The 24,811-nt window shown below is 70.1% G+C and carries 21 protein-coding genes; 11 read left to right on the plus strand and 10 right to left on the minus strand.

The window, feature by feature from the left end; translation table 11 throughout:
- Window positions 1–175 precede the first annotated feature (175 nt).
- Both panB and OG841_RS33255 read left to right on the plus strand, forming a co-directional pair.
- Window positions 176–1,042: a 3-methyl-2-oxobutanoate hydroxymethyltransferase gene (panB, locus tag OG841_RS33250; RefSeq protein ID WP_057611698.1), complete on the plus strand. Its 867-nt coding sequence runs from the start codon at window positions 176–178 to the stop codon at window positions 1,040–1,042.
- Between the two features lie 132 nt (window positions 1,043–1,174).
- Window positions 1,175–1,708 carry a VOC family protein gene (locus OG841_RS33255; protein ID WP_371567745.1) on the plus strand — a complete coding sequence of 178 codons (534 nt, stop codon included), beginning with the start codon at window positions 1,175–1,177 and terminating at the stop codon, window positions 1,706–1,708.
- 30 nt (window positions 1,709–1,738) lie between these two features.
- Here OG841_RS33255 and OG841_RS33260 read toward each other — a convergent pair whose 3' ends face one another.
- Entirely contained in the window at window positions 1,739–3,766 is a 2,028-nt protein-coding gene (locus OG841_RS33260) for an NAD(+) synthase (RefSeq protein ID WP_371570892.1), read from the minus strand.
- A 93-nt stretch (window positions 3,767–3,859) separates the two neighbouring features.
- On the opposite strand from OG841_RS33260, the gene OG841_RS33265 reads away from it, so the two are divergent.
- Entirely contained in the window at window positions 3,860–4,288 is a 429-nt protein-coding gene (locus tag OG841_RS33265) for a hypothetical protein (protein ID WP_365117185.1), read from the plus strand.
- Between the two features lie 78 nt (window positions 4,289–4,366).
- Here the strand turns inward: OG841_RS33265 and OG841_RS33270 are convergent, their stop codons facing one another.
- The 3 genes from OG841_RS33270 to OG841_RS33280 all read right to left on the minus strand — a co-directional run bounded on the left by OG841_RS33270 (window position 4,367) and on the right by OG841_RS33280 (window position 7,752).
- Window positions 4,367–6,307 carry a S53 family peptidase gene (locus tag OG841_RS33270; protein ID WP_328637999.1) on the minus strand — a complete coding sequence of 647 codons (1,941 nt, stop codon included), beginning with the start codon at window positions 6,305–6,307 and terminating at the stop codon, window positions 4,367–4,369.
- A gap of 171 nt (window positions 6,308–6,478) precedes the next feature.
- Window positions 6,479–7,081, minus strand: coding sequence for a DUF305 domain-containing protein (locus tag OG841_RS33275; protein ID WP_280857140.1), 603 nt, complete (start codon window positions 7,079–7,081; stop codon window positions 6,479–6,481).
- A gap of 11 nt (window positions 7,082–7,092) precedes the next feature.
- On the minus strand, window positions 7,093–7,752 hold the full coding sequence (locus OG841_RS33280) for a DUF3105 domain-containing protein (RefSeq protein WP_328637998.1): 660 nt from the start codon (window positions 7,750–7,752) through the stop codon (window positions 7,093–7,095).
- A gap of 337 nt (window positions 7,753–8,089) precedes the next feature.
- On the opposite strand from OG841_RS33280, the gene glnA reads away from it, so the two are divergent.
- Window positions 8,090–9,451 carry a type I glutamate--ammonia ligase gene (gene glnA, locus OG841_RS33285; RefSeq protein WP_057611816.1) on the plus strand — a complete coding sequence of 454 codons (1,362 nt, stop codon included), beginning with the start codon at window positions 8,090–8,092 and terminating at the stop codon, window positions 9,449–9,451.
- A 51-nt stretch (window positions 9,452–9,502) separates the two neighbouring features.
- Here the strand turns inward: glnA and OG841_RS33290 are convergent, their stop codons facing one another.
- The 3 genes from OG841_RS33290 to OG841_RS33300 are packed head-to-tail and all read right to left on the minus strand — an operon-like array spanning window position 9,503 to window position 10,756.
- Window positions 9,503–9,937, minus strand: coding sequence for a VOC family protein (locus OG841_RS33290; protein WP_328637997.1), 435 nt, complete (start codon window positions 9,935–9,937; stop codon window positions 9,503–9,505).
- 49 nt (window positions 9,938–9,986) lie between these two features.
- Window positions 9,987–10,496 carry a pyridoxamine 5'-phosphate oxidase family protein gene (locus OG841_RS33295; protein WP_371567751.1) on the minus strand — a complete coding sequence of 170 codons (510 nt, stop codon included), beginning with the start codon at window positions 10,494–10,496 and terminating at the stop codon, window positions 9,987–9,989.
- A complete protein-coding gene (locus tag OG841_RS33300; protein WP_371567753.1) occupies window positions 10,496–10,756 on the minus strand; it encodes a LuxR C-terminal-related transcriptional regulator in 261 nt (86 codons plus the stop codon). Before OG841_RS33300 ends, OG841_RS33295 begins: the two co-directional genes overlap by 1 nt.
- 263 nt (window positions 10,757–11,019) lie before the next feature.
- On the opposite strand from OG841_RS33300, the gene OG841_RS33305 reads away from it, so the two are divergent.
- Complete coding sequence (locus OG841_RS33305) at window positions 11,020–14,007, plus strand: bifunctional [glutamine synthetase] adenylyltransferase/[glutamine synthetase]-adenylyl-L-tyrosine phosphorylase (RefSeq protein ID WP_371567756.1); 2,988 nt, start codon at window positions 11,020–11,022, stop codon at window positions 14,005–14,007.
- Here OG841_RS33305 and OG841_RS33310 read toward each other — a convergent pair.
- Window positions 13,995–14,957 carry a DMT family transporter gene (locus OG841_RS33310; protein WP_371567759.1) on the minus strand — a complete coding sequence of 321 codons (963 nt, stop codon included), beginning with the start codon at window positions 14,955–14,957 and terminating at the stop codon, window positions 13,995–13,997. The genes OG841_RS33305 and OG841_RS33310 overlap by 13 nt on opposite strands.
- 73 nt (window positions 14,958–15,030) lie before the next feature.
- Between OG841_RS33310 and OG841_RS33315 the strand changes: the two genes are divergently transcribed.
- Window positions 15,031–15,912, plus strand: a complete 882-nt coding sequence (locus OG841_RS33315; protein WP_328637993.1) for a LysR family transcriptional regulator — start codon at window positions 15,031–15,033, stop codon at window positions 15,910–15,912.
- A 571-nt stretch (window positions 15,913–16,483) separates the two neighbouring features.
- On the opposite strand, the gene OG841_RS33320 is transcribed toward OG841_RS33315, so the two are convergent.
- Window positions 16,484–17,344, minus strand: a complete 861-nt coding sequence (locus OG841_RS33320) for a phosphatase PAP2 family protein (RefSeq protein WP_328637992.1) — start codon at window positions 17,342–17,344, stop codon at window positions 16,484–16,486.
- Between the two features lie 131 nt (window positions 17,345–17,475).
- Complete coding sequence (locus OG841_RS33325) at window positions 17,476–18,510, minus strand: LacI family DNA-binding transcriptional regulator (protein ID WP_328637991.1); 1,035 nt, start codon at window positions 18,508–18,510, stop codon at window positions 17,476–17,478.
- Window positions 18,511–18,871: 361 nt separating this feature from the next.
- Between OG841_RS33325 and OG841_RS33330 the strand changes: the two genes are divergently transcribed.
- The 5 genes from OG841_RS33330 to OG841_RS33350 all read left to right on the plus strand — a co-directional run bounded on the left by OG841_RS33330 (window position 18,872) and on the right by OG841_RS33350 (window position 24,745).
- On the plus strand, window positions 18,872–20,140 hold the full coding sequence (locus OG841_RS33330) for an extracellular solute-binding protein (protein ID WP_328637990.1): 1,269 nt from the start codon (window positions 18,872–18,874) through the stop codon (window positions 20,138–20,140).
- A gap of 133 nt (window positions 20,141–20,273) precedes the next feature.
- On the plus strand, window positions 20,274–21,278 hold the full coding sequence (locus OG841_RS33335; protein WP_328637989.1) for a carbohydrate ABC transporter permease: 1,005 nt from the start codon (window positions 20,274–20,276) through the stop codon (window positions 21,276–21,278).
- A 13-nt stretch (window positions 21,279–21,291) separates the two neighbouring features.
- On the plus strand, window positions 21,292–22,200 hold the full coding sequence (locus tag OG841_RS33340) for a sugar ABC transporter permease (RefSeq protein ID WP_371567766.1): 909 nt from the start codon (window positions 21,292–21,294) through the stop codon (window positions 22,198–22,200).
- Between the two features lie 188 nt (window positions 22,201–22,388).
- The gene (locus OG841_RS33345; RefSeq protein ID WP_371570895.1) at window positions 22,389–24,050 is read left to right on the plus strand and encodes a glycoside hydrolase family 13 protein; all 1,662 of its coding nucleotides are present in this window, start codon (window positions 22,389–22,391) and stop codon (window positions 24,048–24,050) included.
- A gap of 128 nt (window positions 24,051–24,178) precedes the next feature.
- Window positions 24,179–24,745, plus strand: a complete 567-nt coding sequence (locus tag OG841_RS33350; protein ID WP_328637986.1) for a dihydrofolate reductase family protein — start codon at window positions 24,179–24,181, stop codon at window positions 24,743–24,745.
- The last annotated feature ends 66 nt before the right edge of the window (window positions 24,746–24,811 follow it).

Raw genomic sequence — 24,811 nt, forward strand, 5'->3', positions numbered from 1 at the left:
GAGCTTAGCGCCATTACGATACGGGACCGTCTCGTATCGTAAGTCTTTACCGAGACCTTACGTGCCTGAACGGTCACATCCACCACCCCTGGCCCTGACCGGCACGAGGTGCCACCATGGAGGTGATCCGGGGACGCCGTGAGGGCGCCTCGAGATGACGTAAGGAGCCGTTGCAATGACGCAGCTTTCGGCTGCCCACACCAAGCCCTCCGACGGCAGCAAGGCGCTGTACGGGGGGAAGGGCACCCGCCGCATCACTGTTCGGGACATCGCCCTCGCCAAGGAACGCGGCGAGAAGTGGCCCATGCTCACCGCCTACGACGCGACCACCGCGTCCGTCTTCGACGAGGCCGGCATCCCGGTCATGCTCGTCGGCGACTCGGCGGGCAACTGCCATCTCGGGTACGAGACCACCGTGCCCGTCACGATGGACGAGATGACCATGCTGTCGGCGGCCGTCGTACGGGGCACCTCGCGCGCCCTGATCGTCGGCGACCTGCCCTTCGGTTCGTACCAGGAGGGCCCGGTGCAGGCGCTGCGCTCGGCGACCCGGCTGGTCAAGGAGGCGGGCGTCGGCGCCGTGAAGCTCGAGGGCGGCGAGCGCTCCCACGAGCAGATCCGGCTGCTGGTGGAGTCCGGCATCCCGGTCATGGCCCACATCGGTCTGACCCCCCAGTCCGTCAACTCCATGGGCTACCGCGTCCAGGGCCGCGGCGAGGAGGCGGCCCAGCAGCTGCTGCGCGACGCGAAGGCCGTCCAGGACGCGGGCGCGTTCGCCGTCGTCCTGGAGCTGGTCCCGGCGGAGCTCGCGGCCGAGGTCACCCGGGTCCTGCACATCCCGACGGTCGGCATCGGTGCCGGACCGGAGACCGACGCGCAGGTCCTCGTCTGGACCGACATGCTCGGCCTCACCGGCGGCCGGGTACCGAAGTTCGTCAAGCAGTACGCCAACCTGCGCGAGGTCATGGGCAACGCGGTGAAGGCCTTCGCGGAGGACGTCGTCGGCGGCACGTTCCCGCTGGACGAGCACTCCGTCCACTAGAGCCACAGCGGCACCACGGCGCCCCGCCGATCTTCCCCCGTCGGCGGGGCGTTCCGCATGCAGGCCAGGAACTGACCTATTGCGCTCCTCACGTCGTGGTCGTCGACAGCCGACAGCCGCGAAGGAGCCGACATGTCCGAGCAGACCAGCGCCGCGCCCGAGGGCTACACCACCGTCGCGCCCTGGGTCGTCACCGACGACACAGGAGCCTTCCTCGACTTCGTCACCGAGGTGTTCGGCGGCGAGGAGCTCAGCAGGGTGGCCACCGAGGACGGCTCGATCGGTCACGGCGAGATCCGGATCGGCGACACGGTCGTCCTGGCCTTCGACCGGCGCGCGGACTGGCCGGTCATGCCGAGCCTGCTGCGGGTCTTCGTCACGGACGCGGACGAGACGTTCTCCCGGGCGGTCGCGGCCGGCGCCCGAATCGTCACGTCCCTGGCGGACAGTGCCTTCGGGCAGCGCGGCGGGCGTATCAAGGACCCCTTCGGCACCATCTGGTGGGTGGTCGCCCAGGTCGAGGACGTCGCCGAGGAGGAGATGTGGAAACGGCTGCGGATGCCCGAGTACGCGAAGGCGATGAAGGTGGCGCAGGAGACCTTCGACGCGGAGATGACCGGGCGGAGGAGCGGGCGCAGCAGCGCACCGGTCAGTACGGACGGCTGAACCGCAGAGCCGCCCGCCCCACCGACCGGCCTAGTCGAACCGCTTCAGGTCCCGTAGCCAGGCCCCCGCCGAACCGTCCGACGGCGCCCGCCAGTCACCGCGGGGCGACAGCGAACCGCCCGCCGAGACCTTCGGACCGTTCGGCATCGCCGACCGCTTGAACTGCGCGAACGCGAAGAAGCGCTTGCAGAACACCTCCAGCCACCGCCGGATCTCGGGCAGGTCGTACGTGCCGCGCTTGGCCTCGGGGAAGCCCGGAGGCCAGGCACCGGCGTCGACGTCGTGCCAGGCGTGCCAGGCGAGGAAGGCGATCTTCGACGGCCGGAAGCCGTAGCGCAGCACATGGAAGAGCGTGAAGTCGTGGAGCGCGTACGGGCCGATCTTGGACTCGGTGGACTGCATCTCCTCGCCCGGTACCAGCTCCGGGCTGATCTCGGTGTCGAGGATCGCGGCGAGGATGTCGCCGGTCTCCTCGTCGAACTGCTCGCTGCTGATGACCCAGCGGATCAGATGCTGGATCAGCGTCTTCGGCACACCGGAGTTGACGTTGTAGTGGCTCATCTGGTCGCCCACGCCGTACGTGGACCAGCCGAGCGCCAGCTCGGAGAGGTCGCCGGTGCCGAGCACGATCCCACCGCGCTGGTTGGCCAGCCGGAACAGGTAGTCGGTGCGCAGGCCCGCCTGGACGTTCTCGAAGGTGACGTCGTAGACCGGCTCACCGGAGGCGAACGGGTGGTCCATCTCCTGGAGCATCAGCCGTGCGGTCGGCGTGATGTCCAGCTCGGCCGCGGTGACGCCGAGGGCCCGCATCAGCCGGTGGGCGTTGCCCTTGGTGTGGTCGCTGGTGGCGAAACCGGGCAGCGTCCAGGCCAGGATGTCGCTGCGCGGGCGGCCCGCGCGGTCCATCGCGCGGGCGGCGACGATCAGCGCGTGCGTGGAGTCGAGGCCGCCGGACACCCCGATGACGACCTTCGGGCCGCCGATCGCCGCGAGCCGCTGCTGGAGGCCCGCGACCTGGATGTTGTAGGCCTCGTAGCAGTCCTGGGCCAGCCGTTCGGCGTCGGCAGGCACGAACGGGAAGCGCTCCAGGCGGCGCTTGAGACCCAGGTCGCCCGACGGCGGGCCGAGCTCGAACGGCACCGTCCGGAAGTCACCGGTCCGCCCCTGATGGGTACGCCGGTTCTCGTCGAAGGTGCCCATCCGCATCCGCTCCTGCCGCAGCAGGTCCAGGTCCACGTCGGCCACCGCGTACTCGTCGCCGAGCGGGAACCGGGTCGTCTCGGCCAGCAGCGCGCCGTTCTCGTAGACCATGGCCTGGCCGTCCCAGGACAGGTCGGTGGTCGACTCGCCGAGACCGGCCGCCGCGTACACGTAGGCGGCGAGGCAGCGGGAGGACGCCGAGCGGCACAGCAGCTTGCGGTCCTCGGCCCGCCCGACCGTGATCGGGCTGCCGGAGAGGTTGACCAGGACGGTCGCACCGGCGAGGGCCGCCTCCGCGCTGGGCGGCACCGGCACCCACATGTCCTCGCAGATCTCCGCGTGCAGCACGAGCCCGGGGACGTCCTCGGCGGCGAACAGCAGGTCCACGCCGAACGGCACGCTCCCGCCGCCGACCCGGATCGACCCGCCGCGCTCGTCGGCGCCGTCGCCGATCTGCCGACGCTCGTAGAACTCCCGGTAGTTGGGCGGGTACGACTTCGGTACGACACCGAGGACCCGGCCGCGGTGCACGATCACCGCGCAGTTGTAGACCCGGTTGCGGTGGCGCAGCGGAGCGCCGACGACCAGCACCGGGAGCAGGTCGGCCGACCCGGCCACCACCTCCGCGAGCGCCGCCTCGACCTCGTCGAGCAGCGCGTCCTGGAGCAGCAGGTCCTCGATGGAGTAGCCGCACAGCCCCATCTCCGGGAAGACGGCGACGGCGACCCCCTCGTCGCCGCACCGGCGCGCGTGACGCAGAACCGCTTCGGCGTTGGCGGGCGGGTCCGCGATGACGGTGTGACCCGTACACGCGGCGACGCGTGCGAACCCGTGCTGATAGATCGACCAGAAGTTCAAGGCAGACACGCGATCAGTGTAATCGTCAGAGCGACGCGATAGGAGAGGGGGCCGTGCACCGCCGCTTGCCGGATGGTCATGATCTTGCGTTCAATGAGCGGCATGACCGGCATGAGCGGTACGCGAGACGACGGCCCGGGCCGTGCGGCGGGATGGGGCTGGTTCCTGGCCTGGCTCCTCGTGGGAGCGTGCGCCGGCATCGGCCTCGCGGCGATCCTGACGGTGGGCGCGGCCTTCGTCGTACTCGCCGCGGTGGCCGCGGTGTTCCTGCTCCGCAGGGGACCTGGACGCGCTGTCCTGGGCGGCGTCTCGGGAGTGGCCCTGCCGCTGTTCTACCTCGCGTACCTGAACCGGGGCGGTCCGGGGGAGGTGTGCCACGCGGTGCCGGGCGGGCAGGCCTGCACCGACGAGTACACGCCCGTTCCGTTCCTCGTCGCCGGGGTGCTCGTGCTGGTGGCGGGTTGCGTGATCCACGTGATGGCCGGCCGCCGCGGGCGAGCGGGCCGCATGCCGGGAAGGTAGCCGGGCGGGACATGCGCGAGGGCCCGGCCCCGAAGGTTCTCACCCTCGGGACCGGACCCCTGTGGACGCGCGTCCGGGTCAGCGCTTGCCGAACGACTGCACGTAACCGTTCGCGGGCGTACCCACGCCGGTGACGTCGTCGTATCCCTTCACCGCGGACAGCGAGCTGTCCTTGCCGAGGCTGCGGACCGAGACGGTCAGACCACCGGTGGCGTCATAGCCGTTGACGAAGTCGGTGCGGGCCACCGCGAGTCCGGACCCCGTGGGGTTGTCCGTGACGTCGTGGAAGGCCTTCGAGCCGTACTTCGCGTAGATCGACGGGTTGGCGAAGCCGATCGCCTTGCCGCCCCGCGCCTGCTGGGCGAGCGCCTGCACGGCCGCGATCACCGGCGAGGCCAGCGACGTGCCGCCGATGCGGTACTCGCTGTACTGCTGCGAGCCGTCGGGGAACGTCTGCGTCTGACCCACCAGGAAACCGGTGTTCGGGTCGGCGATCGCGGAGATGTCCGGGACGACACGGTTGCCGGCGGCGTTGTTGGCCGTGGCGAGCGCATTCGGGACGACACCCTTCTGGTAGAAGGGCTCGGCGACCGTCTTGCTGGTGCCGCCGCCCGCACCGGAGGTGAACGCGCCGGGGAAGTTCGTCCAGCTCTTGCCGTCCGCGGACAGCGTGGCCTTCTCGGTGCCCCAGCCGGTCTCCCACAGGTACTTGTCGCCCTTGCCCACGGCGAGGGAGGTACCGCCGACCGCCGTCACCCACGCCGAGTTGGCCGGGGTGTCGACCTGCTTCGTCCCGGTGTTGGCGACCTCGTCGCCGTTGTCACCGGAGGAGAAGTAGAAACCGATGCCCTCGACCGCGCCGAACTGGAAGACCTGGTCGTAGGCGGCCGCGAGATCCGGCGTCTGGTTGGCCTCGATGTCGCCCCACGAGTTGGAGACGATGTCGGCCAGGTGGTTGTCGACGACCTTGCTGAGCGAGTCGAGCAGATCGTCGTCGTAGCAGGACGCGGCACCCACGTACGTGATGTTCGCGTCCGGCGCGACCGCGTGCACGGCCTCGACGTCGAGGGTCTCCTCGCCGTACCAGCCGGACGCCCCGCACTCCTCGGTCTTGGTGTAGCCGTCGGGCAGCACCTGCCTCAGCTGGCTGCTCTTGTAGGCCGCGTCACCGTTCTTCTTCGCGTAAGTGGCCGCGTCGAAGGCGATGGTCGGGGAGGCGTAGGCGTCGGTGATGGCGACGCGCACTCCCTTGCCGGTGTACTTGCCCGCGCCGTAGGCGGCGCGCAGCTGCTTGCCCGTGTAGCCCTTGATCGCGTACGGGATCTTCGAGCCGTAGGCCGCGGGCAGCGTGCTCGCGGTGTTCGAGCCGTAGTACGAGGAGAACGGCCCGGCGTTCTTGAACACGGCGTCCGGCGGCGGCAGTTGTTCCTTGCTGCTCGCCTTGTGCGGCGCGTTGTCCAGGCCCGTGACGGTCAGGACGGCACCGTCGAGGGCGGCCGGCGCGGAGGCGGCCTTGGCCGGGGCGTGGTAGGTCTTCGAGCCCTTGGCGTAGTTGTGCAGCTGGGTCCCGAAGGCCTTCTCGACGGCGGCCACGTCACCGCTGACGGCGACGTAGTGCTCGGTCACGTCCGTGACCTTCAGTCCGGCGGACGTCAGCCAGGACTTGACCGCTGCGACCTGGGCGGTGGTGGCGCCGAAACGCTGCTTCACCTGCTGCGCGCTCAGGTACTTGCCGTACGACGCCGAGCTCGGGTCGGCCACGGCCTTCGCGTAGGCGGCGAGCCCGGTGGCGTCCTTGCCTGCGAGGTAGACCCGGGCGGAGACCTTGGAGCTGTCCGCGGTGGCGCCCTTGTCGGCCTTGGCCGTGGCCCACGCGGGCTTGGTCCCGGCCAGCGTGTCCCGGTTCGGGCTGTCCGCGGCGTGGGCCGCGGGTATACCGAGCGCCAGCGCGCCCGCGAGCATGGGCAGTGTCGCCGCCATGCTCACTCCGGCGCGCACCTTGGCGCGATTGGATCTCATGGAACCCCCTGTGCGGTTCGTCGCGAGTGATCACTCGACCGTCGTCACTCTTTCGATGAACGGTTCATGCCAGGGGAATGCGAGTACCAAGAAGAGCCCAATTAACCTAATGACAAAGCCATTTGAGGATTAAGACGCTGCGAAGACCGAGGGATAACCCTCTGCGACCCTCTAGGAACGCGCTTTCGCGCCCCGCTCCTTCAACATGCCCGCCATCAGGTCGATCTCCGACTGCTGCGCGTCGACCATTCCCTGCGCGAGCCGCTTCTCCACACCGACCGTGCACCTTTCGACACAGCCCTTCGCCATGTGGATGCCGCCCTTGTGATGGTCCGTCATCAACTGCAGATAGAAGATCTCGGCCTGCTTGCCGTTCAGCGTGCCCAGCTTCTTCATCTCGCTGTCGGTGGCCATGCCCGGCATCAGAGAACCCTCGCCCGCCGACGGCATGTCCCCCATGTCCATCCACGTCATCGGCGGATCCGCCGACACCTTCGGCAGCTCCCACAGATCCAGCCAGCCCAGCAGCATGCCGCGCTGGTTGGCCTGGGTCTGCGCGATGTCGTAGGCGAGCCGCCGCACCTCGACGTCCTTGGTGTGGTCACGCACGATGTACGACATCTCGACGGCCTGCTGGTGGTGCACGGCCATGTCACGCGCGAAACCGGCGTCCGCGGACCCGGCGGACGGAGTGTCGGCCGAGCCGCCGTCCTCGGCCACGGCATAGGTGATCGCGCCGGCCGCGACGAGCACACCCGCCACGGCGACGGCCACTCCCGCGAACCTCACTGCGACAGACCGTTCGTGCACGCCGCGCCCGGCTCGGGCGTCTGCGCGCCCTGCACGAACTTCTCGAAGAACTTGCCGACGTTCGGGTCGTTCGCCCCCGTGACCGTCCGCTGGTGGCCCCACGCCGACAGCATGATCGGGTCCTTCTGCTTGTCGTCGGGGCTCATCAGCGTGTACGGCGTCTTCTTCACCTTCGCCGCGAGCGCCTCGACGTCGGACTTCTTGGCCTTGTCGGTGTACGTCACCCAGACCGCGCCGTGCTCCAGCGAGTGCACGGCGTTCATGTTGTTGAGCGCCTTGGAATAGACGTCGCCGTTGCAGTTCATCCAGACCTGGTTGTGGTCACCGCCGACCGGGGGCTCCATCGGGTAGGCCACCGTCTTGGCGACGTGGTTGCGGCCCAGCGTGCCCTTCCAGGTCTTCACACCGTCCGAGCCCGTGACGAAGTGCCCCTTCCCCTTGCCGTCGGCCGCCGTGCTGTCGTCGGACTGCGACTGCACCAGCACGATGCCGCCGACGACCAGACCGGCGACGACGACCACGCTCGCGGCGATCGTGAGGATCCGGTTGCGGCGCTCTCTGGCCTGTTCGGCGCGCCGCATCTCCTCTATACGCGCCTTGCGTGCCGAGGCGGTGCTCTTCTTGGCGGAACCCATGAGGTGTGTCCTTCTGGGGGAAAGGGCGGTCGGATGGTGACGATCGGTCTGCTGATCGTAGTGGGGCGGGGGTGACTTCTCGCAGGGAGCCCACAGGAAACCCGGGCGCGGGGTGAGACGGGAGGGGCCGGGCATTACGTATGTCGGTCCGAGCAGGCAAGATGGGCGGCAGAGCAGTACATCCGCCGCACGTGAGGCGTTCACTCCCGGGTCGCCGGGACGATCAAGGTCGGCAACGCGCACGAAATGCTGTTGTGGTGTGATGCTCAGGTGCCCGACCGCCTCCTGCGGGACACGGAGACAGGCGGCCTGACCAGCAAGGATGGGGAAGCGGAAGATGGACAAGCAGCAGGAGTTCGTGCTCCGGACCTTGGAGGAACGCGACATCCGGTTCGTACGTCTGTGGTTCACGGACGTACTGGGCTTCCTCAAGTCCGTGGCCGTGGCCCCGGCGGAGCTGGAGCAGGCGTTCGACGAGGGAATCGGTTTCGACGGCTCCGCGATCGAGGGCTTCGCCCGTGTATACGAGTCCGACATGATCGCCAAGCCGGACCCGTCGACCTTCCAGGTCCTGCCGTGGCGGGCCGAGGCCCCCGGTACGGCCCGGATGTTCTGCGACATCCTCATGCCGGACGGCTCCCCGTCCTTCGCGGACCCCAGGTATGTGCTGAAGCGCGCCCTGGCCCGCACCTCCGACCTGGGCTTCACGTTCTACACCCACCCGGAGATCGAGTTCTTCCTGCTGAAGGACCGCCCGCTGGACGGCTCGCGCCCGACCCCGGCCGACAACTCCGGCTACTTCGACCACACCCCCCAGAACATCGGCATGGACTTCCGCCGTCAGGCGATCACCATGCTGGAGTCGATGGGCATCTCGGTCGAGTTCTCCCACCACGAGGGCGCCCCGGGCCAGCAGGAGATCGACCTCCGCTACGCCGACGCGCTCTCCACGGCGGACAACATCATGACGTTCCGCCTGGTCATGAAGCAGGTGGCGCTGGAGCAGGGCGTCCAGGCGACCTTCATGCCGAAGCCGTTCTCCGAGCACCCCGGCAGCGGCATGCACACGCACCTCTCGCTCTTCGAGGGCGACCGCAACGCGTTCTACGAGTCGGGCGCGGAGTACCAGCTCTCCAAGGTCGGCCGCTCCTTCATCGCGGGCCTGCTGAAGCACGCGGCGGAGATCGCCGCCGTGACGAACCAGTGGGTGAACTCGTACAAGCGCATCTGGGGCGGCTCGGAGCGCACCGCGGGCGCCGGCGGCGAGGCCCCCTCCTACATCTGCTGGGGCCACAACAACCGCTCCGCCCTGGTCCGCGTCCCGATGTACAAGCCCGGCAAGACCGGCTCTGCCCGTATCGAGGTCCGCTCCATCGACTCCGGCGCCAACCCGTACCTGGCGTACGCCCTGCTCCTGGCCGCCGGCCTCAAGGGCGTCGAGGAGGGCTACGAGCTCCCGCCGGGCGCCGAGGACGACGTCTGGGCCCTCTCCAACTCCGAGCGCCGCGCCATGGGCATCGAGCCCCTGCCCCAGAACCTGGGCGAGGCCCTCACCCTGATGGAGCGCAGCGACCTGGTGGCCGAGACCCTGGGCGAGCACGTCTTCGACTTCTTCCTGCGCAACAAGCGGCAGGAGTGGGAGGAGTACCGCTCCGAGGTGACCGCGTTCGAGCTGCGGAAGAATCTGCCGGTGCTGTAGCGGTTCCCTGCCGGAGGGGGGCGCGGAGGACCGCGCCCCCCTCCGGCGTTGCTACTGCGCCGCCTGCTCGGCCAGTACCTGGTGCAGCGGCTCCGTCTCGCGGCGCTTGTACTCCTGGATCGCCCAGCCGTTGCCGTCCGGGTCCTTGAAGTACATGAAGGTGGCGCCGTCCTGCGGGGCGAACTGGACCGGTTCGCTGACGTCCAGGCCGCGGGAGGTGAGTTCCTCGTACGCCGCCTTCGCATCCGTCACACACAGTTGCATGCCGTGGTACGTCCCGGGCTGCGGGGCGCCCGTCGGCACCTGGAGGCCGTCCACGAGGGCGATGGAACAGCCGGAGCCGGGCGGGGTCAGCTGGCAGATGCGGACGCCCTCCATCACCTCGCCGTCCAGGTCCACGTGGAAGCCGACCTTGTCGCGGTAGAACTCCTTGGCGCGGTCGACGTCCGTGACCGGCAGCAGGATGACTTCGAGGCTCATGTCCATGGCGTGACTCCCTTGTCGACGTCAGTACAGAGGGCCGTTCGGGCCGTTCTCAGAAGCGCCACCGCGTCTGGCTGAACGGCTGTCCCTTACCGAAGCCGAAAACCGTGCGCGGCGCCACCGCATAGACAAGGGCGTGTCCCGGTCCGTGATGGAAATAGCCGTTCCTCACCTCGAAGCGCCAGAAGTCGCCGTACTTCGCCTCCCACGCGGCGGCCAGCTCCCGGAGACGCGTGTCGTCGGACACCCGCACCGCCTCGCCCTCCACCACCAGGTCGTAGCCCTTGTCCCAGATGTTGGTACCGGTCGTCAGCGTCACGTGCGCGTTGTGCGCGAGGTTCTTCGCCTTGCGCTCCTCGGGGCCGGTGCAGAAGTGCAGCGCCCCGTGCGCCCACACGCCCGGCAACGGCGTGACGTGCGGGCGCCCGTCCGGTCGTACCGTCGAGATCCAGAACAGCTCGGCGGCGGCCAGCAGCGACTCGGCGTCGGCCCAGGAGTGCGCCGTCGCGTCGGGGTCGCTGTAGCGGGGGTCGAGATGGGTCTCGGGTTCCTGCTCGGTCATCACAGAGCCTCCGGCTCGGGGAACGCCCGGGCCACCGCGGCGGTCCGGCTCGACACCCCCAGTCTGCCGAAGGCGTCCTCCGGATGCTTGCGTACGGTGCCGGCGGAGACGACGAGCTGCCCGGCGATCTGCGTTGCGCGGATCGCGGTGGGTGAGGCGCGCGGCGTCCTTGTGGAGCTCGTGACCCAGGGCCCGGACGGGTCGGCGGAGCGTCGTTCACGCTGGGCGCCCGCGCGGTGACGTCCAGGTCGCCGGCACATCCCATACGGCGGTCACGCGGGCCGGGGACCGCGCGGCGGCACTGGTCGCCGGGGCAGCGGGCCGCACGCGACGCGGTGCGCCTGCTGCTGCCGCCGCCGGACGACGGGCTCGCCCGTGCGCGTCCCCCCGCGACCCCCGCCCGGGATCACCCGCCCCGCCGAAGCCCCCACCCCCAAAATCCCCCCACCCGCGCCCCGGCGCTCATCCCCGACTCTCCGGTTAGGCTCAATCGATACGACCTTGATCGGACGGGAGGCCGGGGATGACGGCGGCGCCGGGGCGCAGGAGCAGTACCTTCACGCGGCTTCTGCGGCACGGTTTCACCGATCCGTCGGCCGCCGAGCGGCTGCTCGACAGCGCGGAGCTGAGCGGCGTACGCAATGACCCGGTACTGCTGGAGGCGCTCGGCGCGACCGCCGACCCCGACCTCGCCCTGCACGGTCTCGTGCGGCTCCTCGAGGAGCAGCCCGACCGGGAACTGCTCGACACCGTGATAGCGGCGAAGCCGCTGCGCGACCGGCTGCTCGGGGTGCTCGGCGCGTCCGCCGCGCTCGCCGAGCATCTCGCCCGGCACCCCGGCGACTGGCAGGCCCTCGTCACCTACGAGCCGCGCGATCTGCACCCCGGCGTCGAGGAGTTCGAACGCGGGCTCGCCGAGGCCACCGACCCCGTCGCCCTGCGCGTCGCCTACCGCCGCTGTCTGCTGTCGATCGCCGCCCGTGACGTGTGCGGCACCACCGACCTCGCCGAGACCGCCGCCGAGCTCGCCGACCTCGCCACCGCGACCCTGCGCGCCGCGCTGGCCATAGCGCGGGCGGCCGCACCCGACGACGCCGCGCTGTGCCGGCTCGCGGTGATCGCGATGGGCAAGTGCGGGGGCCACGAGCTGAACTACGTCTCCGACGTGGACGTGATCTTTGTCGGTGAGGCCGTCGACGGGGCCGACGAGGGCAAGGCCCTGCGCGCCGCCACCAAGCTCGCCTCGCACATGATGCGCGTCTGCTCCGAGACCACCGTCGAGGGGTCCATCTGGCCCGTCGACGCCAACCTGCGGCCCGAGGGCAGGAACGGCCCGCTCGTCCGCACCCTCGCCAGCCACCTCGCCTACTACCAGCGCTGGGCCAAGACCTGGGAGTTCCAGGCCCTCCTCAAGGCCCGCCCGGTCGCCGGCGACCTCGAGCTGGGCGAGGAGTACGTCGCCGCCCTCGAACCGCTGGTCTGGAAGGCCGCCGAGCGCGAGAACTTCGTCGCCGACGTGCAGAAGATGCGGCGCCGGGTCGTGGAGAACATCCCCGTCGCCGAGCTCGACCGGCAACTGAAGCTCGGCCCCGGTGGGCTCAGGGACGTCGAATTCGCCGTACAGCTCCTGCAGTTGGTGCACGGCCGCGAGGACCGTTCGCTGCGCAGCGGCACCACCCTCAACGCCCTGCAGGCCCTCGTCGCCGGCGGCTACGTCGGCCGTGCCGACGCGGCACAGCTCGACGAGGCCTACCGCTTCCTGCGCTCCATGGAACACCGCATCCAGCTCTACCGACTGCGCCGCACCCACCTGGTCCCCGCGGACGAGGACGACCAGCGCCGCCTCGGCCGCTCCCTCGGTCTGCGCGCCGACCCGGTGACCGAGCTGAATCGCGAGTGGAAGCGGCACACCTCCGTCGTACGACGCCTGCACGAGAAGCTCTTCTACCGGCCGCTGCTGGACGCCGTGGCCCAACTCGGCCCCGGCGAGATCAGGTTGAGCGCCGGTGCGGCGCGCGAGCGGCTCGTCGCGCTCGGGTACGCCGACCCTGCCTCCGCCCTGCGGCACCTGGAGGCCCTGGCCTCCGGCGTCAGCCGCAAGGCCGCCATCCAGCGCACCCTCCTTCCGGTCCTGCTGGGCTGGTTCGCCGAGTCCGCCGACCCGGACGCCGGACTGCTCAACTTCCGCAAGGTGTCGGACGCGTTGGGCAAGACCCCTTGGTACCTACGGCTGTTGAGGGACGAGGGCGCCGCCGCCGAGAACCTCGCACGCGTCCTGTCCGCCGGACGCCTCGCCCCCGACCTGCTGATGCGCGCACCCGAAGCCGTGGCGCTCCTCGGGGACGGCGACGGCGGCGGACTGGCTCCGCGCGGGCGGCCCGGTCTCGAACAGGAGATACTCTCCGCGGTCGGCCGCGCCGACGGCGCCGTCCAGGGCGTCACGGCGGCCCGTGGCGTCCGCCGCCGCGAACTCTTCCGTACGGCCGCCGCGGACATCGTCGGGTCCTACGGCACCGAGACCCAGCCGGCCGAGCCGGACCAGGGCGCCCTGGTGGAGCGCGTCGGCGCCGCCGTGTCCGACCTGACCGCCGCGACCCTCGCCGGCACCCTGCGCGCGGTCGTCCGGGAGGGCTGGGGCGACACCCTGCCCACCCGATTCGCCGTCATCGGCATGGGCCGCTTCGGCGGTCACGAACTCGGCTACGGCTCCGACGCGGACGTCCTCTTCGTCCACGAGCCCCGCGAGGGCGTCGAGGAGCGGGCGGCCTCCGAGGCCGCCAACAAGGTCGTCTCCGAGATGCGCCGCCTGCTCCAGATCCCGAGCGCCGACCCACCGCTGCTCATCGACGCCGACCTGCGCCCGGAGGGCAAGTCCGGGCCGCTGGTCCGCACGTTGACGTCGTACGCGGCCTACTACCGCCGCTGGTCGCTGGTCTGGGAGGCTCAGGCCCTGCTGCGGGCCGAACCGGTCGCCGGGGACGAGGAGTTGGGCCGCCGGTTCGTCGAACTGATCGACCCCCTGCGCTATCCGGCGGCGGGCCTCGGCGACGACGCCGTACGCGAGATCCGGCGGCTGAAGGCGCGCATGGAGTCCGAGCGGATGCCTCGCGGCGCCGACCCCAAGCTGCACACCAAGCTCGGGCCCGGCGGGCTGTCCGACGTCGAGTGGACGGTCCAGCTCCTCCAGATGCGGCACGGTGCCGGCGAGCCGGGGCTGCGGACCACCCGCACCCGGGCGGCGCTCGCTGCCGCGCGGGCGGCCGGGCTGATCTCCGAGGAGGACACCCAGGTCCTCGACGAGGCGTGGGTGCTGGCCACGCGGGTGCGGAACGCGGTGATGCTGGTGCGGGGGCGGGCCGGGGACACGTTTCCGACGGAGACGCGTGAACTCGCTGCGGTGGGACGGTACTTGGGGTATGAGGCCGGGCACGTGGGGGACATGCTGGACGACTATCGGCGTACGGCTCGGCGGGCTCGGAGTGTGGTGGAGGAGTTGTTCTACGGGGCGTAGTTCTTCGCCGGGCGGGCCAAGGTCTTCGGCTGCGGGCCGGTGGGGGCCTGCCGCACCCCGCGGCGGAGCCGCGTATCGGCACAGCCCCGCGCCCCTTTGGGGCGCGTGAGCGCCACCCCTGTCAGCACGATCGCCATGCCCACCAGCACTCTCAGCCCTACCCGCTCGTCCAGCAGCACCGCGCCCAGGGTCACCGAGACGACCGGCAGCAGGTAGCCGACCGTCGCCGCCGTCACCGGGCCCTCGTCCGCTATCAGGCGGTAGTTGAGGTAGAAGGTCACCCCCGTGCCCAGCACCCCCAGGGCCGTCACCGCCGCCAGCCCGATGAGGTCGGTGTCCACCGGACCCGCCACCGGCACCGACAGCGTGGTCCACGCCGTCGCCATGAGGAGTTGGGCGGCGGAGTACGCCAACGGGGCCTGCCCGGAGGTGAGTGTGCGGGCCATGTACGCGAAGGCCACGGCGTAGCTCGCGGCGGCGGCCAGGAGGGCCAGGGCGCCCCAGGTCAGCAGACCCGAGCGGTGCCAGGGGGCGAAGATCAGCACGGTGCCTGCGAAGCCGAGGAGCAGGCCGGTCAGCCGTAGGGGGCGCAGGCCGTGGTCGGTGCCGAGCAGGAGGCCGATCAGCAGGGACCACAGCGGGGTCGTCGCGTTCAGGACGCCCGCGACGCCGGAATCGACGCTCTGCTCACCGATCGCGAACAGAGCGAAGGGGATGGCGTTGCAGAACAGTGCGGCGACGATCAGATGACCCCAGGTGGAGCGGGAGCGGGGCAGCGGCTGACCTGCCGCGCGGGCCAGGAGGAACAGCACCGCCGTGCCCAGCACGCACCGCGCGATCGTGATCTGGGCGGGGGAGAGGCCGTGGTCGAGGGCGAGCTTGATCCAGAGGAAGCCGGACCCCCAGAGGAGGGCGAGGACGGCCATACGCAGAGTGGAGGCGGGGGACATGTCCTCCACGGTCTCCCGGCCCAACCCATCAGGACAAGTGAAAGATAATGGAGTCATCGTTAAGCTGGAGTACATGCTTGATGTGCGACGCATGCAGATGCTGGCGGCCGTGGTGAGCAACGGCTCGGTGACGGCGGCCGCGGCCCGGCTCGGCTACACGCCCTCCGCGATCAGCCAGCAGGTGGCCGCACTGGAGAGGGAGGCCGGGACCGAGCTCCTCGAACGGGTCGGGCGAGGTGTGCGGCCCACGGCCGCCGGGCTGTTGCTCACGGAGTACGCGGACGCGATCGGCCGGCAGGTCGCCGAGGCGGAGACGGCCCTCGGGGATCTCCTCGCGGGCCGCACGGGCCGGCTCTCGGTGCGCTACTTCGCCACGGCCGGAGCCCATCTGGTCGCCCCCGCGGTGGCGCGGCTGCGGGCCGAACAACCCGGCGTGCAGATCGATCTGAAGCTGACGGGACCCGACCCGCTGCCGGACGTGCGGGAGGGGCGGGCGGACCTGGCGCTGGTGGTGGGACCGTCCGACGAGGACGGCGTACGGCTGCTGCATCTGCTCGACGACCCGTACCTGGCCGTGCTCCCCGCGGCGCATCCCCTCGCGGGCCGCCGATCGATCCACCTGACCGACCTGGCCGACCAACCCTGGGTCGGCAGCGAGTGGCCCGGCCCCTGCCTCGACGCTCAGCTCACCGCCTGTGCCACGGCAGGGTTCCACCCGCGCTTCGTCGTGGACAGCGAGGACTACGCCACGGCCCAGGGCTTCGTGGCGGCGGGACTCGGGGTGACCCTGATCCCGCGACTGGGGCTCGGGGGCCGGCATCCGGACGTGGCGGTACGGCAGCTCCGGGGCCCGGAGCCGGCGCGGGCGATCTACGCGGCCGTACGGCAGACCGCGCTGCCGCAACCGGCACTCGCGGCGTTCGTCGAGGCACTCCGAGAGGCAGCCGCGGGCTAGTGCCCCGGCGGCCGGCGCCGGCCCGTCGAGGACCGGCGACTCGAGGCACCGCCTCTGCGGGAGCGTGCCGGGCGTCTTGGACGAGGCACAGGGTGCCTGCCCGGGTACTGGCGAGGCCTCGTCGGGCTGTGGCGTGCGGTCTGTGGGGGGTGCGGCGCGTGGGGCACCGCCTCTGCGGGAGCGTGGCGGGCGTCGTGGACGGGGCACAGGGTGCCTGCCCGGGTACTGGCGAGGCCTTGTCGGGCTGCGGCGTGCGGCGTGCGGCTTGGCGGGGTGCGGCGGGTGGGGGCGTCACCCTTGGGGCAGCGTGTCGGGTGTCGGGGCGGGGCGCAGGGCGTCTGCCGGGGTACTGGCGTGGCTGCGGCGTGCGGTCTGTGGGGGGTGCGGTGTCCGGTGCGGCGGGTGGGGCAGCGCCCGTGAGGGAGCCCGCCGGGCGTCGCGGCGGGGCGCAGGGCCCGGGGCACTGGCGAGGCCGTGTCGGGCTGCGGCGGCCGGGGCGGCGGGTGGGGTATCGCCTCTGCGGGAGCGTGCCGGGTGTCGGGGCGGGCGCGGGTGCCTGCCGGTGTGCCGGCTAGGCCTTGACGGGCCGCGGAGTGGCCTTCGCCTTCGGCGGTACCACTTTCGGCAAGGCGTACGGCAGCGCCCCGTGCCAGATCCGCGCCACCATGAAGCCGAACAGCAGGCACAGGATGCCGCCGACCGCGTCGAGCCAGAAGTGGTTGGCGGTGGCCACGATGACCAGGAGCGTCACCGTCGGGTAGAGGAGGCCCAGCACACGTACCCACGGCACCGACGCCAGCGCGAAGATCGTCAGGCCGCACCACACGGACCAGCCGATGTGCATGGACGGCATCGCGGCGTACTGGTTGGACATGTGCTTCAGGTCGCCGGAGGCCATCGAGCCCCAGGTCTGGTGGACCATGACCGTGTCGACGAAGTGGCTGCCGTTCATCAGCCGCGGGGGTGCCAGTGGATACAGGTAGTAACCGACCAGCGCCACACCCGTGGTCGCGAAAAGCACCAGACGCGTCGCCGCGTAGCGGCCGGGGTGGCTGCGGTAGAGCCAGACCAGGACGCTCAGCGTCACGATGAAGTGCAGCGTCGCGTAGTAGTAGTTCATGCCGACGACGAGCCAAGTCACGGAGTTCACCGCGTGGTTCACGGACTCCTCGACCGCGATGCCCAGATGGTGCTCCATCCGCCAGATCCAGTCGGCGTTGCGCAGCGCCTCCGTCTTCTGCTCCGGAACCGCGTTGCGGACCTGTGAGTACGTCCAGTAACTCACCGCGATCAACAGGATCTCGAACCAGATGCGCGGGCGGCGCGGGGTGCGCAGGCGGCGGAGGAATGCCGGCCGGTCCGCGGCCGTGAGGGAGTCCGGAGCGGCCGCGGTCTCGCGGTCTTCCAGGCTGGTCACGGTCGAGTCACCCATAGACCTAAAGTCTGCCAGAAATGCCTTACGCCACCGATCATCCCGCGGTCGGGTTCGGGCCGCATGTCCTACGACGGGAAGACTGTCCCGTTCTCCTACCCGCGCACTGGTGAAAGCCCGGCGTCTCCGCCCTACGGACGAGTGCGATCCCCAGGTGCCGAAGCCGTCGAACCCCGCACCACCAGCTCCGGCATGAACACGAACTCGCTGTGCGGCGCGGGTGTTCCGCCGATCTCCTCCAGCAACGTCCGTACCGCCGCCTGCCCCATGGCCGGCACCGGCTTGCGGATCGTCGTCAGCGGCGGGTCGGTGAAGGCGATCAGCGGGGAGTCGTCGAAACCCACGACCGAGACGTCCCGCGGCACTTCCAGACCCCGCTGCCGAGCCGCCCGTATCGCGCCCAGCGCCATCATGTCGCTCGCGCACACCACCGCCGTGCAGTCACGGTCGATGAGCGCCGTCGCGGCCGCCTGGCCACCCTCCAGCGTGTAGAGGGAGTGCTGGACCAGGTCCGCCTCGACGGTCGCCGCGGCCAGCCCGAGCAGGTCCTGCATGGTGCGGACGAAGCCCTCGATCTTGCGCTGGACCGGCACGAAGCGCTTCGGGCCGAGGGCGAGGCCGATCCGCTTGTGCCCCAGCGACACCAGGTGCGTCACCGCCAGTGCCATCGCCGCGCGGTCGTCGGGGGAGATGAACGGCGCCTGCACCTTCGGCGAGAACCCGTCCACGAGCACGAACGGCACGCCCTGCGCCCGCAGCTGCTCATAGCGCTGCATGTCCGCGGAGGTGTCCGCGTGCAGCCCGGAGACGAAGATGATGCCCGCCACGCCCCGGTCGACGAGCATCTCCGTGAGCTCGTCCTCCGTGGAGCCGCCCGGGGTCTGGGTGGCGAGGACCGGGGTGTAGCCCTGCCGGGTCAGCGCCTGGCCGATCACCTGGGCCAGGGCCGGGAATATCGGGTTCTCCAGCTCCGGGGTGATCAGGCCCACCAGGCCCTCGCTGCGCTGCCGCAGCCGGACCGGGCGTTCGTAGCCCAGCACGTCGAGTGCGGCCAGCACGGTCTGGCGGGTGGTGGCGGCGACACCCGGCTTCCCGTTGAGGACGCGGCTGACGGTCGCTTCGCTCACGCCCGCCTGAGCAGCGATGTCGGCTAGCCGTGTGGTCACGGCACCGGACTGTACCGGCCGTATCGTCATCGCGGTCCCTCTGTTCTGGTCGGCGCCCCTTGTCCCGTAAGGGGATGATTCCCGTCCGGGAGGGGGATGGCAAGAGCTTGCAGAGTCTTGCACACCCCGTAATCGTCCCGCTCAGCCCCGTAAAACAAGGGTCTCGTGACGGTCGACGAGGGATCACGAGGGGGTAACTTCCGCAGTCTCTTGCACTTTTTTGCTGCAAGCTCTTTCGCAAGCCTTGCATCGCTGTTACGTTCCCACTCGCCCGGCGGCCGCAAAGGCGCAGTCGGCAGACGGGGAGGGCAGACGGGACCTCTCCCCGCAGCACACGGGCTTTCACCCTCAAGGAGAACTCATGCGGCGTGGCATAGCGGCCACAGCGCTGGTGGCGTCTTTCGCCCTCGCGGCGACGGCCTGCGGCGGAAGTGACAGCGGCGACAAGGCCGACGGTCCGGTGACCATCACCTGGTGGGACACCTCCAACGCCACCAATGAGGCGCCGACGTACCAGGCCCTGATCAAGGACTTCGAGGCCGCCAACAAGGGCATCAAGGTCAAGTACGTCAACGTGCCCTTCGACCAGGCGCAGAACAAGTTCGACACCGCCGCCGGCGCGAGCGGGGCCCCCGACGTGCTGCGCTCCGACGTCGGCTGGACGCCCGCCTTCGCCAAGAAGGGCTACTTCCTGCCCCTCGACGGCACCGAGGCCCTCGCCGACCAGGCCAAGTTCAAGCCGAACCTGATCAAGCAGGCCCAGTACGACGGCAAGACCTACGGCGTGCCGTTCGTCACCGACACCCTCGCCCTGGTCTACAACAAGCAGCTCTTCGAGAAGGCCGGCGTCGAGGCCCCCAAGACCTGGGACGACCTGAAGGCCGCCGCCGCCACGATCAAGTCGAAGACCGGCGTCGACGGCTACTGGGGCTCCACCGCGGCCTACTACGCCCAGACCTTCCTCTACGGCGAGGGCACCGACACCGTCGACGCCTCCGCAAAGAAGATCACGGTGAACTCGGCCGCCGCCAAGAAGGGCTACGGCACCTGGCTGAGCCTCTTCTCCGGCAAGGGCCTGCACAAGGCCGACACCACCGCCGACGCCTACGCCCACATCCAGGACGCGTTCGTCAACGGCAAGGTCGCCGCGATCGTCCAGGGTCCGTGGGAGATCACCAACTTCTACAAGGGCACGGCCTTCAAGGACAAGAACAACCTCGGCATCGCCACCGTCCCGGCCGGCTCCAGCGGCAAGGCGGGCGCCCCGACCGGCGGCCACAACCTCTCGGTCTACGCCGGCTCGGACTCCGCGCACCAGAAGGCGGCCGAGAAGTTCGTGGGCTTCATGACCTCCGCGAAGTCGCAGACGCAGATCGCGCTGAAGAACTCCACGCTGCCCACCCGCGACGACGCCTACACCGCCGAGGTCAAGGCCGACCCGGGCATCGCCGGATACCAGTCGGTCCTCTCCTCCGCCCAGCCGCGCGTGGCCCTGCCGGAGTACAGCTCCCTGCTGACCCCGCTGGACACCGAGCTGCTCAAGATCGCCGGTGGCAAGGAGTCCCTGGACAAGGGCCTGAGCAACGCGGAGACCGCCCTCGCCAAGCTGGTGCCCGACTTCAGCAAGTGAGCCCGTGTGGCCGCCGGATCTCCCGGTCGTGGGGGGAGAGATCCGGCGGCCACCGGCCTGTGCCCGGCCACACCGGCCGGCCGCTCGGCCCAGCCACTTCTCAGAGCCGCAGAACTTTCAGAAGGTGTCGAACATGACAGTCGCCATCGACCGCGCCACCGGCAAACGGCACGGTGACCGCGCGCCGCGGTCCGGGCCGGGCCAACGCCTGAAGCAGAGCTACCAGAAGCACTGGTACGCCTACGCGATGATCGCCCCGGTGGCGATCGTCCTCGGTGTCCTCGTGCTCTACCCCCTGGTCTACGGCGTCTACCTCACGCTCACCGACGCCAACAGCCTCAACACGGCCCGCACGATCGGCGTCAACCACATCGACGCCACCTACAAGTTCATCGGCCTCGACAACTACGCCGACATCCTGTGGGGCGACACCGCCTATGACCGTTTCTGGTCGCACTTCATCTGGACGATCGTCTGGACGGCCCTGTGCGTCGCCCTCCACTACTGCATCGGCCTCGGCCTCGCGCTGCTGCTCAACCAGAAGCTGCGGGGGCGGACGCTGTACCGGCTGATCCTGGTGCTGCCCTGGGCCGTGCCGACCTTCGTCACCGTCTTCGGCTGGCGTTTCATGCTCGCCGACGGCGGCATCATCAACACCGCACTGGACGCGCTGCACCTGCCCTCGCCGGCATGGCTGGAGGACACGTTCTGGCAGCGGTTCGCCGCGATCATGGTCAACACCTGGTGCGGTGTGCCGTTCATGATGGTCTCGCTGCTCGGCGGACTCCAGTCCATCGACGCCTCCCTCTACGAGGCCGCCGAGATGGACGGCGCGAGCGCCTGGCAGCGGTTCCGGTACGTCACCCTGCCGGGACTCAGGAGCGTCAGCTCCACCGTCGTCCTGCTCGGCATCATCTGGACGTTCAACCAGTTCGCCGTGATCTTCCTGCTGTTCGGCAACACCGCGCCGGACGCGCAGATCCTCGTCACCTGGGCCTACTACCTGGGCTTCGGACAGCAGCCGCGTGACTTCGCCCAGTCCGCCGCGTACGGCATCCTGCTGCTGGCCATCCTGATCGTCTTCACCTCCTTCTACCGCCGCTGGCTGAACCGCAATGACCAGCAGCTCGCGATCTGAGGCAGGAGTTTCCATGAGTACGACCACAGTCGAGAGCTCCGCCGAGGCGTCCCGGACCGTCCCCACGCAGGCACCCGGACGGATCCGCCGCCGCGGCGACCAGAGCCTCGCCGGCTCCCTCGTCTCGCACGGCATCCTGACCGTCGCGAGCTTGATCGCGCTGTTCCCGATCCTCTGGCTGGTCTTCCTGTCCCTCGGCCCGGACAAGGACGACTACCTCCACCCGGGCGGCATCTGGAAGAAGATGACGTTCGGCAACTACTCGTTCGTCCTCCAGCACACGGCCTTCTTCGACTGGCTGAAGAGCTCGCTGATCGTCTCGCTCGGCACCACGGTGATCGGTGTGCTGATCGCCGCGACCACCGGGTACGCCGTGTCCCGGATGCGCTTTCCGGGCTACCGGAAGTTCATGTGGGTGCTCCTGGTCACGCAGATGTTCCCGGTGGCCGTACTCATGGTGCCGATGTACCAGATGCTCTCGGACCTCCAGCTCATCGACAGCTACCTTGGACTCGTCCTCGTGTACTGCTCGACGGCGGTCCCGTACTGTGCCTGGCTGCTGAAGGGCTACTTCGACACCATCCCGTTCGAGATCGACGAGGCCGGACGCGTCGACGGGCTGACCCCCTTCGGCACGTTCGCGCGGCTGATCCTGCCGCTCGCCAAGCCGGGACTCGCGGTCGCCGCGTTCTACAGCTTCCTCACGGCCTTCGGTGAGGTCGCGTTCGCCTCGACGTTCATGCTCTCCGACACGAAGTACACCTTCGCGGTCGGGCTCCAGAGCTTCGTCAGCGAGCACGACGCCCAGCGCAACCTGATGGCGGCGACGGCGGTACTGATCGCGATACCGGTGTCCGTGTTCTTCTACCTGGTGCAGAAGAATCTGGTGACCGGACTCACCGCGGGCGGCACCAAGGGCTGACGCCGGTTCGACAGCGCCCCTCAGGGGCGCGGGGAACTGCGCGACCAGCCACGACGGCGCCGCACGATACCAACCTGCCTCACCACCCTCAGACCCGAGGCGGCCGCAGTGTCCATCCGACCCCGCTGTCACTGCGGCCGCCTCGCCACTTGACGACCCCCATGACCCCCTTACGTTTCAAGGACGCCATGAGCCAGCAGTACTACGCCACCGCCCCGGCATCGACCCCCGCCAAAGCCCAGCGCAGCGACTGGTGGCGGGACGCGGTGATCTACCAGGTCTATCCGCGCAGCTTCGCCGACAGCAACGGTGACGGCATGGGCGACCTGGAGGGCATCCGCACCCGACTGCCGCACCTGCGCGACCTGGGCGTGGACGCCGTGTGGCTCAGCCCCTTCTACGCCTCCCCGCAGGCCGACGCCGGCTACGACGTGGCCGACTACCGGGCCGTTGACCCCATGTTCGGCAACCTCCTGGACGCCGACGCGCTGATCCGCGACGCCCGCGGACGGGGACTCAGGATCATCGTCGACCTGGTGCCCAACCACTCCTCCGACCAGCACGAGTGGTTCAAGCGGGCGGTCGCCGAGGGCCCGGGATCGCCGCTCCGGGACCGCTACCACTTCCGGCCCGGCAAGGGCGCGCACGGCGAACTCCCGCCCAACGACTGGGAGTCGATCTTCGGTGGGCCCGCCTGGACGCGCGTCGCGGACGGGGAGTGGTACCTGCACCTCTTCGCCCCCGAGCAGCCCGACTTCAACTGGGACCACCCGGCCGTCGGCGACGAGTTCCGCTCGATCCTGCGCTTCTGGCTCGACATGGGCGTGGACGGCTTCCGCATCGACGTGGCACACGGCCTGGTGAAGGCGGAGGGGCTGCCCGACCTGGGATCCCACGACCAGGTGAAGCTGCTGGGCAACGATGTCATGCCGTTCTTCGACCAGGACGGCGTCCACGAGATCTACCGCCAGTGGCGACTGATCCTCGACGAGTACTCCGGCGAGAGGATCTTCGTCGCCGAGGCCTGGACCCCGACCATCGAGCGCACCGCGAACTACGTTCGCTCCGACGAACTCCACCAGGCCTTCAACTTCCAGTACCTGGCCACCGAATGGGACGCAGAGGCACTGCGCGGGGTCATCGACCGCACGCTGGAGGCGATGCGTCCGGTCGGCGCCCCGGCCACCTGGGTGCTGTCCAACCACGACGTCACCCGCCACACCACCCGCTTCGCCAACCCACCCGGCCTCGGCACCCAGATCCGCACGGCGGGCGACCGCGACCTGGGCCTGCGCCGGGCGCGCGCCGCCACGCTGCTGATGCTGGCCCTGCCGGGATCGGCGTACCTCTACCAGGGCGAGGAGCTCGGCCTCCCGGACGTCGTCGACCTGTCCGACGAGGTCCGCCAGGATCCGGCGTACTTCCGCGGCGCCGGCCAGGACGGCTTCCGCGACGGCTGCCGGGTGCCGATCCCGTGGACGCGCGAGGGATCGTCGTACGGCTTCGGCGCGGGCGGCAGCTGGCTGCCCCAGCCGTCCGAGTGGGCGGACCTGAGTGTGGAGGCGCAGACCGGCGACCCCGACTCCACCCTGGAGCTGTACCGCTCGGCCCTCGCCGTCCGCCGCGCCCAGCCGGACCTGGGTGCCGGCGACGCGGTGGAGTGGCTCCGGGCCCCGGAGGGCGTTCTCGCCTTCCGGCGCGGTGAGTTCGTCTGCGTCGCGAACACCAGTGGTGAAGCGGTGACGACCCCGGCGTACGGCCGTCTGCTCCTCGCGAGCGGCGAGGTGGCCGAGGCCGACGGCGACGCGAAGGTGCCGGCCGACACGACGGTGTGGTGGACGACGGCCTGAGCACAGGCAGGGATCACCGGGCCCGCACGGGGGCCCGGTGATTTTTTGTCGGGCGTGTCGATCGGCGGGACGCGCGATCGACGCTTGGGTGGAAGGGCGAACAGCGCCCCCGCACCCGAGGAGAGACCATGCAGATCCGAGCCCGCCTGAGCATGAGTGCCGACGGCTATGTGACCACGCCGAACGGCTGGCCCGCACTGACCGCCGACCCCTCGTTCGTCTCCGGTCAGAGCCACGGCATCCGGGAGTTCCTGGCGGACTGCGAGGCAGCGCTCATGGGCCGTACGACCTTCGAGCCCGCGCTGACCAACAGCCGCTGGCCCTGGCCCGACCTCGACGTGTTCGTCCTCGGCTCGCACCGCCCGGAGGGCACCCCGGACCACGTCACCACCGACAGCGACCCGGCACGGCTGCTGGAGAAACTCCGCGCGGCCAACCGGGGCGGCGACGTCCACCTCATCGGCGGCCCGCGCACGATCGGCACCTTCCACGCCCTCGGCGCGCTGGACCGCCTCGAACTGGTCGTCCTGCCCCTGCTGTTCGGCGGCGGCATGCAGCTGACCCCCGCGCTCAGCCCTGAGACCGGACTGACCTTCCAGAGCCAACGCGCCCTGCCCGGAGGGTCGGTGGAGATCGTCTACTCCTGCCGGGGCAGCCGCGGCGACCTGCCGGGCAAGCCCGCCAGCCAGCGCTGAGCAGAGTAGGTGAAAGTTCTTTCTCTTGCTTTCAAGACTCTTGCTGTAAACATTTCGCCAGCGGTA

This window comes from Streptomyces canus, assembly GCF_041435015.1.
In the GTDB taxonomy this organism is placed as follows: Bacteria; Actinomycetota; Actinomycetes; order Streptomycetales; family Streptomycetaceae; genus Streptomyces; species Streptomyces canus_G.

Excerpts from the sequence above, each read along its gene's own strand:
- panB (WP_057611698.1), top strand. The coding sequence starts at position 176 with ATGACGCAGCTTTCGGCTGCCCACACCAAGCCCTCCGACGGCAGCAAG.
- OG841_RS33255 (WP_371567745.1), top strand. The coding sequence starts at position 1,175 with ATGTCCGAGCAGACCAGCGCCGCGCCCGAGGGCTACACCACCGTCGCG.
- OG841_RS33265 (WP_365117185.1), top strand. The coding sequence starts at position 3,860 with ATGAGCGGCATGACCGGCATGAGCGGTACGCGAGACGACGGCCCGGGC.
- OG841_RS33270 (WP_328637999.1), bottom strand. The coding sequence starts at position 6,307 with ATGAGATCCAATCGCGCCAAGGTGCGCGCCGGAGTGAGCATGGCGGCG.
- OG841_RS33280 (WP_328637998.1), bottom strand. The coding sequence starts at position 7,752 with ATGGGTTCCGCCAAGAAGAGCACCGCCTCGGCACGCAAGGCGCGTATA.
- glnA (WP_057611816.1), top strand. The coding sequence starts at position 8,090 with ATGGACAAGCAGCAGGAGTTCGTGCTCCGGACCTTGGAGGAACGCGAC.
- OG841_RS33290 (WP_328637997.1), bottom strand. The coding sequence starts at position 9,937 with ATGGACATGAGCCTCGAAGTCATCCTGCTGCCGGTCACGGACGTCGAC.
- OG841_RS33295 (WP_371567751.1), bottom strand. The coding sequence starts at position 10,496 with ATGACCGAGCAGGAACCCGAGACCCATCTCGACCCCCGCTACAGCGAC.
- OG841_RS33300 (WP_371567753.1), bottom strand. The coding sequence starts at position 10,756 with ATGTGCCGGCGACCTGGACGTCACCGCGCGGGCGCCCAGCGTGAACGA.
- OG841_RS33305 (WP_371567756.1), top strand. The coding sequence starts at position 11,020 with ATGACGGCGGCGCCGGGGCGCAGGAGCAGTACCTTCACGCGGCTTCTG.
- OG841_RS33310 (WP_371567759.1), bottom strand. The coding sequence starts at position 14,957 with ATGTCCCCCGCCTCCACTCTGCGTATGGCCGTCCTCGCCCTCCTCTGG.
- OG841_RS33315 (WP_328637993.1), top strand. The coding sequence starts at position 15,031 with ATGCTTGATGTGCGACGCATGCAGATGCTGGCGGCCGTGGTGAGCAAC.
- OG841_RS33320 (WP_328637992.1), bottom strand. The coding sequence starts at position 17,344 with ATGGGTGACTCGACCGTGACCAGCCTGGAAGACCGCGAGACCGCGGCC.
- OG841_RS33330 (WP_328637990.1), top strand. The coding sequence starts at position 18,872 with ATGCGGCGTGGCATAGCGGCCACAGCGCTGGTGGCGTCTTTCGCCCTC.
- OG841_RS33335 (WP_328637989.1), top strand. The coding sequence starts at position 20,274 with ATGACAGTCGCCATCGACCGCGCCACCGGCAAACGGCACGGTGACCGC.
- OG841_RS33340 (WP_371567766.1), top strand. The coding sequence starts at position 21,292 with ATGAGTACGACCACAGTCGAGAGCTCCGCCGAGGCGTCCCGGACCGTC.
- OG841_RS33345 (WP_371570895.1), top strand. The coding sequence starts at position 22,389 with ATGAGCCAGCAGTACTACGCCACCGCCCCGGCATCGACCCCCGCCAAA.
- OG841_RS33350 (WP_328637986.1), top strand. The coding sequence starts at position 24,179 with ATGCAGATCCGAGCCCGCCTGAGCATGAGTGCCGACGGCTATGTGACC.